Here is a 16,343-nt window from a genome sequence, read left to right as displayed (position 1 = left end):
CAGAGACTAATAAGTGCCTTTTGCCAAAGAAAGCGACTGATGGGCAGAAAGCGGCGGATGCACCATGTCGGCCTCCGCCCGCTCCCGCTCCAGCATCGACCGAAACGTTCCGTCCGCCGCTGCCAGTTCCCCGTACGTGCCGCGCTCCACGACGCGTCCGCCGTCCAGCACGATCACCTCGTCGACCGCCTCCAGACCGGCCAGCCGGTGCGTGATCAGCACCGTGGTCCGGCCCTCGGTGGCCGCCAGCAGATCGGCCGTCAGCGCGTCGGCGGTCACCACGTCCAAGTGCTCGGCGGGCTCGTCCAGCACCAGCACCGGGAAGTCCGCCAGCAGCGCCCGGGCGAGCGCCAGCCGTTGCCGCTGACCGCCCGACAGCTGCGCGCCGTGCTCCCCGACCAGCGTGTCCAGGCCCCTGGGCAGCGCCTCGACCCAGTCCAGCAGGCGGGCCGCCCGCAACGCCTCGCGCAGCCGCGCGTCGTCCGCGTCCGGGCGGGCGAGCCGCAGGTTCTCGCGCACCGAGCTGTCGAAGAGGTGCGCGTCCTGGGCGCACAGGCCCACGAGACGGCGCACGGCGTCGCCGTCCATGCCCGCCGTGTCCTGTCCGCCGAGGGCGTACGCCCCCGCGTCGGCGTCCAGGAAGCGCAGCAGCACCTGCGCGAGCGTCGTCTTGCCCGCACCGGACCGTCCGACGACCGCGACCCTGCGGCCCGCCGTCAGCTCCAGGCCGAAGTCCCGCAACGCCGGTTCCGTACGGCCCGGGTAGCGCGCCGTCACCCCCGTCAACCGCAGGGGGAAGGGGGACGACGGGGCCGGCCCGGTCCCGTCGCGCACCGGCTCCGGCGCGTCCAGCACCTCGTACACCCGCTCCGCGGAGCGGCGCACCCGCTGGCGGTGCTGGACCGCCACAGGCAGCCCCGTCACCGCCTCGAACGCGGCCAGCGGCGTCAGCACGACGACGGCGAGCCACACACCGTCCAGCCGTCCGTCGTGGACGGCCGTCACGCCCGCCCAGGCCGCCGCCGCGACGGTCAACCCGGTTGCCAGCGTGGTCAGTCCGGCGCCCAGGGCGGTGGCGGCGGAGGCCCGGCGGGCGATGCGGGTCAAGGTGCCGTCCACCCTGCGCAGCTCCGCGAGCCGGGCCGGCAGCGCGCCGGCGACCGTGAGTTCGGCGGTGCCGGACAGCAGGCCCACCACACCGGCCGACAGTTCGCCGCGGACGGGCGCGAGCCGCCGCTCGGCGCGCCGCGCCACGGCGGCCGACAGCGCGGGCACGGCGACGCCCGCGGCCAGCAGGCCGGCCGCCAGCACCGCGCCGGCCTCCGGGAGCAGCCAGGTCATGAACCCGACGGACGCGCCGCCCACCAACACAGCCGAGCCGACAGGCAGCAGCCAGCGCAGGAAGTAGTCCTGGAGCGCGTCCACGTCGCCGACCAGCCGGGACAGCAGGTCGCCGCGGCGGGTGTCGCGCAGCCCGGCGGGGGCCAGCCGCTCCAGCCGCCGGTAGACCGAGACCCGCAGTCCGGCCAGCGCGCGCAGCACCGCGTCGTGGGAGACGAGTCGCTCGGCGTAGCGGAAGACGGACCGCCCGATGCCGAAGGCGCGCGTCGCGGTGACGGCGACCATCAGGTAGAGGACGGGCGGCTGTTGGGAGGCGCGCGAGATCAGCCAGCCGGAAACGGCCATCAGGCCGGTGGCGCTGGCCAGCGCGAGGCTGCCGAGCAGCAGCGCGAGCCAGAACCTGCCCTGCCACGGGCCGCCCTCGGCACGCACCCGGGCCAGCGCGGAACGGGGCCGGGTGCCCCGCTCGTCTGCGGGGACGTGACCTGCAGGTCCGTCCGCCGCGCCGGGCGCCTCCGGCAGCGCGGCCTGCGTCGACGCCGGTACGGAGTAGGGGACTTCGGCCGGTTCGTCCAGCCGGACCACCCGGTCGGCGACGGCCAGCAGCGCCGGGCGGTGCACCACCAGCAGCACCGTCCGCCCCTCGGCGAGCCGCCGCACCGCCTCGACGACGGCGGCCTCCGTCTCCCCGTCGAGGTTCGCCGTCGGCTCGTCGAGCAGCAGGACGGGGCGGTCGGCGAGGAACGCCCGGGCGAGGGCGAGGCGTTGGCGCTGACCGGCCGACAGACCGGCACCGTCCTCGCCGAGGCGGGTGTCAGTGCCGTGCTCCATCATGGAGACGAAATCGAGCGCACCGGCCGCGCGGAGTGCGTCACACAGCTGCGCGTCGGTGGCGTCCGGCCGCGCCAGCCGTACGTTCTCGGCGACGGTGCCGGCGAAGAGATGGGGCCGTTGCGGGACCCAGGCGACCTGGGCCCGCCAGCTTTCGGGGGAGAGCGATGACAGATCGACGCCGCCCACGGACACCCGTCCGCCCGCGGGGCGTTCGAGGCCGAGGAGGACGTTCAGCAGGGTCGACTTGCCGGATCCGCTGGGCCCGGTCAGGGCGACCGTCTCCCCCGGGCGCACCTCGAACGAGGTCGCGGCCAGGGAGGGCCGGCCCCGGCCCGGGTGACGGACCACCAGCCGGTCGATGGAGAGCACCGCGTCCCGGGCGTCGGGCGCGGGACGGGTGCCCGCCGCCGGCGGTTCGGTCTCCAGCACGGCGAAGACCCGGTCGGCGGCGGCCAGTCCCTCCGCCGCCGCGTGGTACTGGGCGCCCACCTGCCGCATCGGCAGGTACGCCTCGGGCGCCAGGACGAGCACCAGAAGACCGGTGTAGAGGTCGAGTTCGCCGTGCACCAGCCGCATGCCGATGCCCACCGCGACCAGGGCGACGGACAGGGTGGAGAGCAGCTCCAGGGCGAAGGAGGAGAGGAAGGCGATGCGCAGGGTGCGCAGCGTCGCGCGCCGGTAGTCGGCGGTGATGGCGCGGATGGACTCGGCCTGGGTCTTGGCCCGTCCGAAGACCTTGAGCGTCGGCAGCCCGGCGACGACGTCGAGGAAGTGCCCGGAGAGCCGGGACAGCAGACGCCACTGGCGGTCCATGCGGGACTGGGTGACCCAGCCGATGAGCGCCATGAACAGCGGGATGAGGGGGAGGGTGAGGACGATGACGAGCGCCGAGACCCAGTCGGCGGAGACGATACGGGCCAGGACGGCGACGGGCACCACGACCGCCAGCCCGAGCTGGGGCAGGTAGCGGGCGAAATAGTCGTCCAGCGCGTCGATCCCGCGAGTGGCCAGGGTGGTCAGCTCACCGGTGTTCACCGCGCCCGGGCCAAGCCGCGTGGTGTGTTCCAGCAGCCGTCCGCGCAGCTGGGACTTGACGGCGGCGCTCGCCCGGTGCGCGGCGAGTTCGGTGAGCCAGGAGACCAGGGCCCGGCCGGCCGCGGTCGCGGCCAGCAGGGCGAGGGGCACAGCGAGGTCACCGGCCGTGCGACCGCGCTCGAAAGCACCCGTCACGGTATCGGCGATCACCATCGCCTGGGCGACGACCAGTCCGGCTCCGGCCAGCCCCAGTACCACGGAGGCGCCCAGGAACAACCTGGTCGCGGACGCGTACCGGAGCAGCCGGGGGTCTACGGGCCTCATCTGCCACCGTTCCTCAGTGTGCGACGGGAATGTGCTGAGTGCCGATCCTCTGTCGGAAGACCCAGTACGTCCAGGCCTGATAGGCCAGGATCACGGGCGTCATGAAGCCCGCGATCCAGGTCATGATCTTCAACGTGTAGGGGCTGGAGGCGGCGTTGGTGACGGTCAGGCTCCACTGCGCGTTGCTGGAGGAGGGCATGACGTCCGGGAAAAGAGCGAGGAAGAGCATCGCGAAGGCGGCCACCACGGTGAGCCCGGACAGGGCGAACGCCCAGCCCTCCCGGCCCCGCCGGTTCATGACCAGCGCGGCGGCCAGCGCCGCCACCGCGACGGCCAGCGCGGGCAGACTGCGCCCGTTGCCCGCGTCGGCCTGGGTCCAGGCGAGGAAGGCCACGGTCAGGACCCCGGCGACCAGGCCGGACCGGGCGGCGAAGGCCCGGGCCCGGTGCCGGATGTCGCCGGCCGTCTTGAGGGCGGCGAAGACCGCGCCGTGGAAGGTGAAGAGGACGAGCGTGAGGAGGCCGCCCAGCAGGGCGTAGGGGCTCAGCAGGTCGGCGAGGCCGCCGGTGAAGTTCTTGTCCGGGCCGATCGGCACCCCGCGCACGATGTTGGCGAAGGCGACGCCCCAGAGGAAGGCAGGAATCAACGAGCACCAGAAGATGGCGTGTTCCCAGTTGCGCTGCCAGCGCTCACCGCTGCGCTTGTGCCGGTACTCGAACGCGACGCCGCGCACGATCAGGCAGACCAGGACGGCGAGCAGCGGCAGGTAGAAACCGCTGAAGAGGGTGGCGTACCAGTCGGGGAAGGCCGCGAAGGTGGCTCCGGCGGCGGTGATGAGCCAGACCTCGTTGGCGTCCCAGACGGGGCCGATCGTGTTGATCAGCACCCGTCGTTCGGCGCGGTCCCTGGCGAGCGCCTTGGTGAGCACGCCGATGCCGAAGTCGAAGCCCTCGAGGAAGAAGTAGCCCGTCCACAGGACGGCTATCAACAGGAACCAGAAGTCGTGGAGGTGCATGGTCGGTTCTCCGTTCCGCCGGTCGCGTCCGCAGCCGCGTCAGTAGGCGAAGGTCATCGGCTTGTCGGCGTCCTCGGCGGCCCGGTCCTCACCGGTCCCGCCGGAGGGCAGGCGCAGCCTGGGGTCCTTGGCCGGGGGCTTCTCGTCCGTGTCCGGCCCGGCCTTGGCGTACTTGGCCAGCAGCTTGACCTCGACGACCGCGAGCACCGCGTACAGCCCGGTGAACACCAGCAGGGAGGTGAGGACTTCGCCCTGGCTCACGCCCGGGGAGACCGCGTCGCCGGTCTTCATCTGCCCGTAGACCGCCCAGGGCTGCCGGCCCATCTCGGTGAAGATCCAGCCGAAGGAGTTGGCGATCAGCGGGAAGCCCATGGTGAGGATGCCGACGCGCCACGACCACTTGGTCAGGAAGGGGCCCAGTTCCCGGGACTTGGTGAGCATCAGGGCCGGGATCTCGTCCTCGCCCCGGCGGCGCTCGGGCGCCAGCCAGAACTTCCGCCGGGTGGTCCATAGTCCGATCAGGCCCACGACGAACGAGGTCATCCCGAAGCCGATCATGAGGCGGAAGCCCCAGAAGGTCATGAAGACGCTGGGGATGTAGTCCTCGGGCTCGCCCCCGTAGCGGGCGGCCTCCTGGGCCGCGATGTCGTTGATGCCGGGGACGGACTCGGTGAAGTTGCTGTGGGCGAGGAAGGAGAGGAGACCGGGTATCTCGATCTCCACGCTGTTGTGGCCCTTGGAGACGTCGCCGACCGCGAAGACCGAGAAGGGCGCGGGGCCGCGCGTCTCCCACAGTGCCTCGGCGGCGGCCATCTTCATCGGCTGCTGCTCGTACATCACCTTGCCCAGCGCGTCACCGCTGACCGCCGTGCCCAGACCGGCGATCACCGCCACGACGAGGCCGACGCGCAGCGAGGCCAGCATGGCCGGCAGCTGCTTGCGCTGCTTCTCGCCGAGCTCCTCGCCCCGCAGCTGCTTGCGCTTGGCGCGCCACAGGTGGAGGGAGGAGATGCCGATGATGAACGCCGCGCCGGTGAGGAAGGCGGCGGTGAGGGTGTGGAAGACCACGACCAGGGTGGTGTTCTGGGTGAGGACGGCCCAGATGTCGGTGAGCTGGGCCTTGCCCGTCGCCTTGTCGATCGTGTAGCCGATCGGGTGCTGCATCCACGAGTTCGCGGCGAGGATGAAGTACGAGGACAGGACGGTACCCAGGGACACGATCCAGATGCACGCGCAGTGGATCTTCTTGGGCAGCTTGTCCCAGCCGAAGATCCACAGACCGATGAACGTGGACTCGAAGAAGAAGGCCAGCAGGGCCTCCATCGCGAGCGGCGCCCCGAAGACGTCACCGACGAAGCGGGAGTAGTCCGACCAGTTCATGCCGAACTGGAACTCCTGCACGATGCCGGTGACCACCCCCATCGCGATGTTGATCAGGAAGAGCTTCCCCCAGAACTTCGTGGCGTGGAAGTACTTCTCCTTGCCCGTGCGCACCCAAGCCGTCTCCAGGCCGGCGGTGATCGCCGCGAGACTGATCGTGAGGGGGACGAAGAGGAAGTGGTAGACGGTGGTGATGCCGAATTGCCAGCGCGCCAGGGTCTCCGGCGCCAGGGCCAGGTTCACCGCGGTCCCTCCTTGCGTCGTGCGTCACCGGTGTCTCGTACCGGTGCTTCGCCGGCGGCATATCGCCAGCACTTTGCACCCTTTGTCCCGGTGAAAGCGGAACATAAGGGATGCGCTTGTGAACGCGTTCACATTCACAAGCATTATGACGCACCCCCTTTCCAGTCATGTATCCGGGGTACCCCCTTGGGCCCTTGCGACGGTCGGAGGCCGGTGCACATGCCCCACGAGAGGACTGGAGCACCGCGCATGCGAAAGGGCGCCGTGCACCCCGAGGGGTGCACGGCGCCCTTCACCGCGAGCGACGGGCTACAACTGCTTGCGGAACTCCTCGGCGGCCTTGAGGAAGAGGGTGTTCGCCTCGGGCTCACCGATGGTGATCCGCACCCCGTCCGGGGCGAACGGCCGGACGATCACGCCACCGCGTTCGCACGCCGCCGCGAACTCGGCCGTGCGCTCCCCCAGCCGCAGCCAGACGAAGTTGGCGTGGCTCTCGGGCACCGTCCAGCCCTGCCCCACCAGCCCCTCGACCACCCGCGCCCGCTCCTCCACCAGCGCTTCCACCCGCTCGGCCAGCGCCTCCTCGCTGCGCAGCGAGGCGATGGCGGCCTCCTGGGAGATCTGGGTCACTCCGAACGGCACGGCGGTCTTGCGCAGCGCCGCCGCGACCGGGTCGTGCGCGATGGCGAAGCCCACCCGGAGCCCGGCCAGTCCGTAGGCCTTGGAGAAGGTCCTCAGCACACAGACGTTGGGGCGGTCCCGGTAGAGATCGATACCGTCGGGCACGTCCTCGTCCCTGATGAACTCGCGGTAGGCCTCGTCCAGCACGATCAGGATGTCGGACGGGACCCGGTCGAGGAAGGCCTCGAGCTCCGCGCGGCGCACCACCGTGCCGGTGGGGTTGTTCGGGTTGCAGACGAAAATGAGCCGCGTCCGATCGGTGATCGCGGCGGCCATCGCGTCCAGGTCGTGCACCTCGTCCTCGGTCAGCGGGACCGGAACGGGAGTGGCGCCCGCGATCTGCGTGACGATCGGGTACGCCTCGAAGGAACGCCAGGCGAAGATGACCTCGTCACCGGGGCCGGAGGTCGACTGGACGAGCTGCTGGGCGATCCCGACCGAGCCGGTGCCCGTCGCCAGATGGGAGAGCGGCACATCGAACCGGTCGGCGAGCTCGGCCAGCAGGCCGGCGCATGCCAGGTCGGGGTACCGGTTGAACTCGGCCGCCGCGGCGACCGCCCGTTCCATCACGCCGGGGAGCGGCGGATACGGGTTCTCGTTGGAGGACAGCTTGTAGGCGGCCGGGCCGTCGGCGGCAGCCGGCCGGCCGGGCTTGTAGGACGGCACGCTGTCCAGCACGGGGCGCAGCTTCGGGGTCTTGTCGGTCACCGCGGATCCTCCTCCACATCCCTGAATACTGCACACCTTAAGAGGATTGCCCCGGGTGGCGTCCAGATGTGCGGTGGCGCCAGCTTCCCTGGCGCGCGCCCTGGCGGGCGCCCTGGCGCGCATCCCCCGTGAAGGTGAGTTGAGACCGCCCCTCGGCACGGGACCGCCATCAGACGTAGATATGCCAGGGGCCAACGGTTCACCGTCTCCCCCGACAACCACCTGTACTTCCATGGTCATTGAGGGGAATCGATCGCGCAGAAACGTGCCTGTCAACTCCAAAATACGGCGCCCAGCCGAGCGTCCCCCCGAGCCCTACTATCGGCTCGCCATGACAGCAGCAGGGAAGCACCAAGTGAGCCGGACGGACCCCGCCCGGCGAAGCACCCGGCAGGGACGGGCGGGCATCCGGGACGTGGCCGCCGCCGCGGGTGTCTCGATCACGACCGTCTCCGACGCGCTCAACGGCAAGGGGCGGCTGCCGGACGCGACCCGCCGCCACGTCCGCGAGGTCGCCGACCGGCTGGGCTACCGCCCGTCCGCCGCCGCCCGCACCCTCCGTACGGGCAAGTCCGGCCTCATCGGCCTGACCGTGACCACATACGGGGATGAACCTTTCACCTTCACCGAGTTCGCCTACTTCGCCGAGATGGCCCGGGCCGCCACCTCCGCCGCGCTGGCCCGCGGCTACGCCCTGGTCATCCTGCCCGCCACCTCCCGGCACGACGTCTGGTCCAACGTCGCCCTCGACGGCACCGTCGTGATCGACCCCTCCGACCACGACCCGGTCGTCTCGGACCTGGTCCGCCAGGGCATTCCGGTGGTCTCCGACGGCCGCCCGGCCGGCACCCTCCCGGTCACCGCCTGGGTGGACAACGACCACAAGGCCGCCGTCCTGGGCATCCTCGACCACCTCGCCGCCGCGGGCGCCCGCCGCATCGGGCTGCTCACCGGCACCAGCACCGACACGTACACCCGCCTGTCCACCGACGCGTACCTCAACTGGTGCGAGCGGGTCGGCCAGGACCCGGTCTACGAGGAGTACCCGGCCCACGACCCGTGCGCCGGCGCCGTCGCCGCCGACCGACTGCTCGCCCGCTCCGACCGGCCCGACGCCGTGTACGGACTCTTCGACCCCAACGGCACCGACCTGCTGGCCGCCGCCCGCCGCTACGGCCTGCGCGTCCCGGACGACCTGCTGCTCGTCTGCTGCAGCGAGTCCACCGTCTACGCCACCACCGAGCCGCCCGTCACCACGCTCTCGCTCAAGCCCCGGCGCATCGGGACGGCGGTCGTCCAGCTCCTCATCGACGCCATCGAGGGCCTGGACAACGGGCGGCCGGTGGAGCAGGTGATACCCACGGAGCTGATCGTCCGGACGTCCTCCGAGCGGCGCCCGCCGCGCACCACGGTCCGTCCCCCGCGCGGCCCGGCATCCGGCTGACCACCGGCCGCCGGGCGGCCGTCAACCGCGCGCACCCTATGGGTCACCACACACGAACGCCTCGCCCGACGCGAACGAAACGGACAATAAGGGAGAAAAAACAGGTGAACCCGGCCTCCCGCCCCGATTGACGGCCCCTGGTGCGTCACAAGCCGCGACGGTCATTCCTATGATGGGCGCACGACACCACGGGCCGCCGCGACCAGGCAGGGTCCACAAGGTGCACTGCGGCGCGACGGTGGAGGGGTCGATGGCTCAGGGGGCCGGACAAGGACCTGTGGCAGGGACCACGGAGGCGATGACGCCGTACCCGGGGTACGCCGCTCCTCCTCCCCTGCAGGGATACACCCATCCCCTGCCCCCCGCGCACCGCAGCGCCGAGGACCCGCACCTCGGCGGCTACACGCCCACCGCCCGCGACCTGCCGGTCATCGAGCGCCAGCCGTACGCCGCCGACCCGCACGACGTCCCCACCGTCGAGCTGACCCCCATCACCGCCCCCCAGGACCGGCCGCTGCCGAGCGGCCCCGGCCCGCTCTACGTCGTCGGCGACGTCCACGGCTACCTCGACGAGCTCTACGCGGCGCTCGCCGCCGAGGGCATCGTCGACGCGAACGGCCACTGGGCCGCCGGCAACACCCGGCTGTGGTTCCTCGGCGACTTCACCGACCGCGGCCCGGACGGCGTCGGCGTCATCGACCTGGTCATGCGGCTCTCCGCCGAGGCCGCCGCGGCCGGTGGCTACTGCAAGGCCCTCATGGGCAACCACGAGCTGCTGCTCATCGGGGCCAAGCGGTTCGGCGACACCCCCGTGAGCTCCGGCGCCGGCACGGCCTCCTTCCAGGCCGCCTGGCTCCTCAACGGCGGCCAGCGCACGGACATGGAGCGCCTGGAGGACCACCACCTCCAGTGGATGTCCCGGCTCGACGCCATGGCCGAGGAGGACGGCCACCTGCTCGTCCACTCCGACACCACCGCCTACCTCGACTACGGCGACTCCATCGAGGCCGTCAACGACGCGGTGACCGAGGCGCTCCAGCGCAACGACCCGGACGAGTGCTGGGAGCTGTTCCGCAAGTTCACCAAGCGCTTCGCCTTCCGCGACGAGTCGGGCGGGATGGCCGCCCGTAAGCTGCTGGAGACCTACGGCGGCAGCCGCGTCGTCCACGGCCACAGCCCCATCCCGTACCTCCTCGGCGAGGTCCCCGGCGAGGAGGCGGACGGCGAGGAGAGCGCGCCCGTCGTGGACGGCCCGCACCTCTACGCGGACGGCCTGGCCCTCGCCATGGACGGCGGGGTCACGATGGCCGGAAAGCTGCTGGTCGTGCAACTCCCACTGGCCGGCTGAGGATTCACCGAACCGGGACGGGGCATGGGTGGGGTTCCACGGGGATTCCGCCCGGAGTGCCCCACGGAGTTCCACCGACGCGGGGGAATTCGCGAAACGCACTGTCACCCCGCGCCGGTGCGGCTCTACCATCGGCTTATCCGTAGCAGGCTCTCCTCCGTTTCCGCCCGCTGCCGGCGCCGCCCGCGCCAAGGGCCCTACGGAGCATCGGGGGATGCACATGAACACCGCTCCGCACCTGCTGGCCGAGGACCGCCCGGAATTCGAGCGGGTCCTGGACCTGGCGCTGCGTTCGGCGACCCGCGACCCGGAGATCGGAGCACTGCTCTCCGCGACGGGACAGCGCCTCGATACCGAACAACTGCGCCTCATGGCCGTCCAGTCCATGGCCGCCATTTCCGCCTGCGCCATGACGGAATACCGGAACTTCGTCCGCGTGCGGGAAGAACTGCGCGGCCGTTCCGCCGACGGCCGCGGCGAAGCAGCCGTCATCACGGACGACGACGGTTCCGGGGGTGCGGGCGCCGCCGCGATGCTCACCGTGCTGGCCCCGGTCCTCGCGGGGATCGCCGCGCTCCTGTTCCTGATCGTCGGTTACGCCCTCGAGGCAGTCGGCACGGAGGAGACCGTGTCCGGGCCGATGGTCACCGCCGGCTGGTGGTTCGCCGGCCTGACCGCCGCCGCGGCGCTGATCGCCATGGGAGCGCTGCTGTTCACGGCGGTGCGCAACGGCCGCCCCGGGGCGGGCACTCCCGGCGACGGCCTCGACGCGGCGGCGGAGCGCGCCCGGGGCGCGTGGCGCGAAGCGCTGCTCCAGCGGGGCATGCTGCCGTTCCTGCGCGAGACGCTGGCCAACTGGCCGACGTCGTCCGGCCCTTCGTACGGTCTGGAGCCGCGCGAGAGCCACAGCCGGCTGGGCTACACGGCCCCCGGCTTCTCCAGCCACGAGGACCGCCCGACACCGCACACCCGCCCGAGCTTCACCAGCCCGGACTTCACGAGCCCGGAATTCGGGCGGGGGGAGCGGGGGAGGGACTGAGCGTCGGCCTTCGACGCGAAGGGGGAAGCGGGGCTGAAATCCCTCCTTACCGTTCCTGGTCGGCACGCCGCAGGAAGTTCACACCATCCGACCCTATAGGGCGAACGTCCGTTTATGCGCGGGCAATTGGCGCGGACGGCTCCTCTACGGTCCGGGGTGGAGGTGATGCTCATCATGAGCGCACAGAACATGCCGCCGGACCAATCGGCGGCGACGGCCCAAGACGCCATCGACGTCAACGACTTCGTGTACGCGGCGACAGCCGCGAGGGTACGACGATTGACCACTCCGGACGGGAACCACTGGTTCCCGGCGGCCGACGTAGCGGGGGAACTGGGGTACGCGAACACACGCGACGCCATTGCCCGCCACGTTCCCGAGCGGCACTGGATGGGTCTCGAAGATCTTGCGCGAACCGTCGGCGGACGCGACGCTTCGCGCAAGTTTGCAGGTCACGGCCTCAAGAGGTCGATGAGGATGGTGAACCTGCAGGGTCTGGTCCGGCTGGTCAACGCCTGCACCAAGCCGGAGGCGGAACCGTTCAAGCAGTGGGTCACCGAGGTCGTCGTCGCCGTCCAGCGTGACGGCTCCTACAGCCTGGACAAGGCGGCGGCTCAACCATCGGCCACCACGGCGTATGCCGTGCCGGAGCAGATCGCCGAAGCGATCGCACGGGCGGAGGAGCGCAACCTCCGACTGATCGAAGGCCTCGCCGACGCACTGAACCGGCTCGCGACCCGCGTGGAGGAGATCGCCGACCGCCTCCCGGCCGCGCGGCGAACACCGCCGCCCCGGCCCCGTGTTACGGCCGAATCGGTCCTCCGCGACTGGAAGAAGCACAACCTCGTGATCACCGAGGACATCTGGGCCGTCGGCGCGTACGTGCTCCCCGCCATCATCGAACATGGCGAGGCCTGCTACCCGTTGGACGCCATCGCGGCCCGAACCGGCCTGACCGTCCACCGCGTCCACGACTCCCTGCGGATGATGCTCAAGCGCGGTTGCATCCGCCAGACGGGCACGCTGCCCGACGGCAGCCCCATCTACGCCCTCAAGTAGCCGGACACAGGAACGGCCCGAAGTCGCAAATCGAAGTTGCGGCTTCGGGCCCGCCCAGACTGTAACAGCTCATCTCCTGCTACCTGCGGGTTTGCTGAAGGTGTAGTCCCGCGCTACACCCTCAGCAATCCTCTCGCACTACTCAGCCAACGGCAGATACACCCGGTTCCCCGCCGCCGCGAACTCCGCCGACTTCTCCGCCATTCCGGCCTCGATCTCGGCCGCCCCCATGTCCCCGCCGTGCGCCCGCCGGATGTCCTGCGAGATCTTCATCGAACAGAACTTCGGACCGCACATCGAGCAGAAGTGCGCCGTCTTCGCCGGCTCCGCCGGGAGCGTCTCGTCGTGGAAGGCGCGGGCCGTGTCCGGGTCGAGGGCCAGGTTGAACTGGTCCTCCCAGCGGAATTCGAAACGGGCGTCCGAGAGGGCGTCGTCCCATTCCTGGGCGCCCGGGTGGCCCTTGGCCAGGTCCGCCGCGTGGGCGGCGATCTTGTACGTGATGACGCCGGTCTTCACGTCGTCCCGGTCCGGCAGGCCCAGGTGCTCCTTGGGCGTGACGTAGCAGAGCATCGCCGTGCCCCACCAGGCGATCATCGCCGCGCCGATGCCGGAGGTGATGTGGTCGTAGGCGGGCGCGACGTCCGTGGTCAGCGGGCCGAGGGTGTAGAACGGGGCCTCCTCGCAGATCTCCTGCTGGAGGTCGATGTTCTCCTTGATCTTGTGCATCGGGACGTGGCCCGGGCCCTCGATCATCGTCTGGACGTTGTGCCGCTTGGCGATGGTGTTGAGCTCGCCCAGCGTCCGCAACTCGGCGAACTGCGCCTCGTCGTTCGCGTCCGCGATGGAGCCCGGCCGCAGGCCGTCGCCGAGGGAGTAGGTGACGTCGTAGGCCGCGAGGATCTCGCAGAGCTCCTCGAAGTTCTCGTAGAGGAACGACTCCTTGTGGTGCGCCAGGCACCACGCGGCCATGATCGAGCCGCCGCGGGAGACGATGCCGGTCTTGCGGCGCGCGGTCAGCGGGACGTAGCGCAGCAGGACGCCGGCGTGGACGGTCATGTAGTCCACGCCCTGTTCGGCCTGCTCGATGACCGTGTCCTTGTAGATCTCCCAGGTGAGCTCCTCGGCCCTGCCGTCCACCTTCTCCAGCGCCTGGTAGAGCGGCACCGTGCCGATGGGGACGGGGGAGTTGCGCAGCACCCACTCCCGTGTGGTGTGGATGTTGCGGCCGGTGGACAGGTCCATCACCGTGTCCGCGCCCCAGCGGGTGGCCCAGGTCATCTTCTCGACCTCCTCCTCGATGGAGGAGGTGACGGCCGAGTTGCCGATGTTGGCGTTCACCTTGACCAGGAACTTCTTGCCGATGATCATCGGCTCGGACTCGGGGTGGTTCACATTGGCCGGCAGCACCGCGCGCCCGGCCGCGATCTCCTCGCGGACGGCCTCCGGGGAGACGTTCTCCCGGAGCGCGACGAACTCCATCTCCTCGGTGATCTCCCCCCGCCTGGCGTAGGCGAGTTGGGTGACGGCGGTGCCGGAGCGCCCCCGGCGCGGCAGCCGGGGCCGGCCCGGGAAGACCGCGTCGAGGTTCCTGAGGCCGCCGCGCGGCGAGGTGTGCTTGATGCCGTCGTCCTCGGGGCGGACGGGGCGGCCCGCGTACTCCTCGGTGTCCCCGCGCCCGATGATCCAGTTCTCGCGCAGCGGCACGAGGCCCCGGCGGACGTCGGTGCCGACGGCCGGGTCCGTGTACGGACCGGAGGTGTCGTACAGGCGGACGTCCCGGCCGTTGGTCAGGTGGACCCGGCGCACCGGGACCCTCAGGTCCGGGCGGGAGCCGGTGACGTAGTCCTTGTGCCAACCGATCGGCCCGGTCTGCCCGGTTCGCTCCGCTGCCTCGCCGTTGTCGGACAGGTCGGCAGACGTGCGTGCGTCCTGCGTGGTCATGAGACCGTAACTCCCTACGCCGGCATTACCCGGTAACAGGTTCGGCGGTCGACGCAGCGGTTCCCGTACGTCCGTACGGAGGTCAGCGCCCTCTCAGCCCGGTGCTCCGAGCTCCCGCGATTGCAAAGGTGCCACAACGCTAGCGCCTCCCTGCACCGGAGGGCCAGAGGGGGTTGCGATGATCGGGCGATGAGCACCAGCGACCCGCTGCCGTCCCCTCGGCAGCACTCCCCCGGCCAGGGACGTCATGGCCGCGGCCCCGCACAGGACCACGGCCATGGGCATGGGCACGGCCATACGCATGGCCATGGGCATGGGCACGGGCATGCGCACGGCCCGGCCGCCCCCGTCTCCGCGCACCTGCGCAAGGTGATCGCGGCCGTGCTGATCCCCTTCGCCGCCGCGGTCGCGGTCGGGCTGGTCGTGCTCTGGCCCGGCGGCGCGCCGCCCCATCAGCACACCGGCATCGGCCTCGACCAGCGCACGGAGTCGGGGCGCGTGGTGAAGATGGAGGAGACGGACTGCGGCAAGGCCGGTGCGGGACAGGCGGGGCCTCAGGGGCAGCAGGGATCCACGGACCCGGCGGCCGCCGAACAGGGTCCCTGCCGGTCGGCGGTCGTCGAGGTCACCTCGGGTCCGGACAAGGGGCGTTCGTTCACCGAGGTCGTGCACCCCGGCGCCCCGCGGCAGTTCTCCGTGGGGCAGGAGGTCGTGCTCGCCCACGCGCCCAAGGCGCCGGAGAACCTGCGCTATTCGGTCACGGACGTGGACCGGGACGTCCCGATGGCCCTGCTGGCCGGGATGTTCGCCCTGGCGGTAGTGGTCATCGGACGGCTGCGCGGGGTCTTCGCGCTGGTGGCCCTCGCCATCAGTTTCGGGGTGCTGACGCTGTTCATCCTGCCGGCCGTGCTCCAGGGTTCGGATCCGCTGCTGGTCGCCGTGGTGGGCGGCAGCGCGATCATGCTGATCGCGCTCTACATGTGCCACGGCCTCAACGCCCGTACGTCCGTTGCCGTCCTGGGGACGCTCACCTCGCTGCTGGTCATCGGCCTGCTGGGGGCGGGGTTCATCGACTGGGCGCACCTGACCGGCAACACCGACGACCAGACGGGCCTGGTGCACGGCCTCTATCCGGGGATCGAGATCAAGGGCCTGCTGCTCGCGGGGATCATCATCGGTTCGCTGGGCGTGCTGGACGACGTGACCGTGACCCAGACCTCGGCGGTGTGGGAACTGAAGGAGGCCGACCCGCACGCGAGTTGGCGGAAATTGTACGGTGCGGCGATGCGCATCGGGCGGGACCATATCGCCTCGGTCGTCAACACGCTCGTGATGGCGTACGCCGGTGCGTCACTGCCGTTGCTCCTGTTGTTCTCGATCGCGGACAGCGGGGTGGGCACGGTGGCCACGAGCGAGGTGGTGGCCGAGGAGATCGTGCGGACCCTCGTCGGCAGCATCGGTCTGGTGCTCTCGGTACCGGTGACGACGGTGCTGGCGGCGCTCGTTGTCAGTGCCGACCGGCACACTGTCGGTACGGGTTCCCGTCCCGCGGCGGGGGGCCGTGCGAGGACCGGGGGAGGACGGCGCCGCCGCGCGCGGCGATGAGGGCGGGGGGGCTGCCAGTGGTCGGGGAAGTGGGCAGGGTGACGGGGGCGATCGGCCCCGGGCTGGTCGGCGAGGTGATGCTGCGGGTGCGGGGCGGCGCCGAGGCGTTCCTGGCGTACGCGATAGAGGAGGGGGAGCGCCTGGCGCGCGGCACGCTCGTGGTGGTCGTGGAGTACCAGCCGCCGCGCACGGTGTACGTGGCGGCGGCCTACGGCTGAACCGCGCGCGGCGCCGGGGGCGTCGTGGTGCACGGGAGTTGTACGGCACGCAGGGGCAAGAGGACGAGGGGACAAGGGGGGAAACCGAACGTGTTCATCGGAATCCTGGCGGGGGCCGTGGTCGTGGC

At 71.1% G+C, this 16,343-nt stretch carries 11 protein-coding genes and 1 riboswitch; of the genes, 6 read left to right on the top strand and 5 right to left on the bottom strand.

Translation table 11 applies throughout. From position 1 onward, the window contains the following. Window positions 1-6: 6 nt before the first annotated feature. The 4 genes from cydD to hisC form a co-directional block, all read right to left on the bottom strand. Entirely contained in the window at window positions 7-3,534 is a 3,528-nt protein-coding gene (gene cydD, locus I5Q34_RS02875) for a thiol reductant ABC exporter subunit CydD (protein ID WP_199890458.1), read from the bottom strand. Window positions 3,535-3,547: 13 nt separating this feature from the next. Then, on the bottom strand, window positions 3,548-4,549 hold the full coding sequence (gene cydB, locus I5Q34_RS02870) for a cytochrome d ubiquinol oxidase subunit II (protein WP_199890457.1): 1,002 nt from the start codon (window positions 4,547-4,549) through the stop codon (window positions 3,548-3,550). Between the two features lie 39 nt (window positions 4,550-4,588). Next, window positions 4,589-6,172: a cytochrome ubiquinol oxidase subunit I gene (locus I5Q34_RS02865; protein WP_199890456.1), complete on the bottom strand. Its 1,584-nt coding sequence runs from the start codon at window positions 6,170-6,172 to the stop codon at window positions 4,589-4,591. 309 nt (window positions 6,173-6,481) lie between these two features. Then, window positions 6,482-7,561: a histidinol-phosphate transaminase gene (hisC, locus tag I5Q34_RS02860; protein ID WP_199890455.1), complete on the bottom strand. Its 1,080-nt coding sequence runs from the start codon at window positions 7,559-7,561 to the stop codon at window positions 6,482-6,484. 331 nt (window positions 7,562-7,892) lie between these two features. Here hisC and I5Q34_RS02855 point away from each other — a divergent pair, with 331 nt between their 5' ends. The 4 genes from I5Q34_RS02855 to I5Q34_RS02840 all read left to right on the top strand — a co-directional run bounded on the left by I5Q34_RS02855 (window position 7,893) and on the right by I5Q34_RS02840 (window position 12,451). Then, window positions 7,893-9,005, top strand: a complete 1,113-nt coding sequence (locus I5Q34_RS02855; RefSeq protein WP_199890454.1) for a LacI family DNA-binding transcriptional regulator — start codon at window positions 7,893-7,895, stop codon at window positions 9,003-9,005. A gap of 250 nt (window positions 9,006-9,255) precedes the next feature. Then, window positions 9,256-10,353: a metallophosphoesterase gene (locus tag I5Q34_RS02850; protein WP_199890453.1), complete on the top strand. Its 1,098-nt coding sequence runs from the start codon at window positions 9,256-9,258 to the stop codon at window positions 10,351-10,353. Between the two features lie 214 nt (window positions 10,354-10,567). Beyond that, on the top strand, window positions 10,568-11,392 hold the full coding sequence (locus I5Q34_RS02845; protein ID WP_199890452.1) for a hypothetical protein: 825 nt from the start codon (window positions 10,568-10,570) through the stop codon (window positions 11,390-11,392). 165 nt (window positions 11,393-11,557) lie between these two features. Beyond that, window positions 11,558-12,451, top strand: coding sequence for a Bro-N domain-containing protein (locus tag I5Q34_RS02840; RefSeq protein ID WP_234428366.1), 894 nt, complete (start codon window positions 11,558-11,560; stop codon window positions 12,449-12,451). 138 nt (window positions 12,452-12,589) lie between these two features. On the opposite strand, the gene thiC is transcribed toward I5Q34_RS02840, so the two are convergent. Next, a complete protein-coding gene (gene thiC / locus I5Q34_RS02835; RefSeq protein ID WP_234428248.1) occupies window positions 12,590-14,392 on the bottom strand; it encodes a phosphomethylpyrimidine synthase ThiC in 1,803 nt (600 codons plus the stop codon). Next, window positions 14,387-14,520: riboswitch (TPP riboswitch) on the bottom strand. Its footprint overlaps the gene before it by 6 nt. Before the next feature lie 61 nt (window positions 14,521-14,581). On the opposite strand from thiC, the gene I5Q34_RS02830 reads away from it, so the two are divergent. Together I5Q34_RS02830 and I5Q34_RS02825 are read left to right on the top strand one after the other, a co-directional pair. Next, window positions 14,582-15,997, top strand: a complete 1,416-nt coding sequence (locus I5Q34_RS02830) for a YibE/F family protein (RefSeq protein ID WP_199890451.1) — start codon at window positions 14,582-14,584, stop codon at window positions 15,995-15,997. Beyond that, window positions 15,994-16,215 (top strand): hypothetical protein, encoded by a 222-nt coding sequence (locus I5Q34_RS02825; RefSeq protein ID WP_199890450.1) that lies wholly within the window; start codon window positions 15,994-15,996, stop codon window positions 16,213-16,215. The genes I5Q34_RS02830 and I5Q34_RS02825 overlap by 4 nt, the downstream gene beginning before the upstream one ends. The last annotated feature ends 128 nt before the right edge of the window (window positions 16,216-16,343 follow it).

This window comes from Streptomyces sp. AV19 (genome assembly GCF_015999245.1).
Classification (GTDB): domain Bacteria; phylum Actinomycetota; class Actinomycetes; order Streptomycetales; family Streptomycetaceae; genus Streptomyces.
Note: the sequence above shows the minus strand (reverse complement) of the source record. Positions and strands in the feature narration are given on the sequence as shown.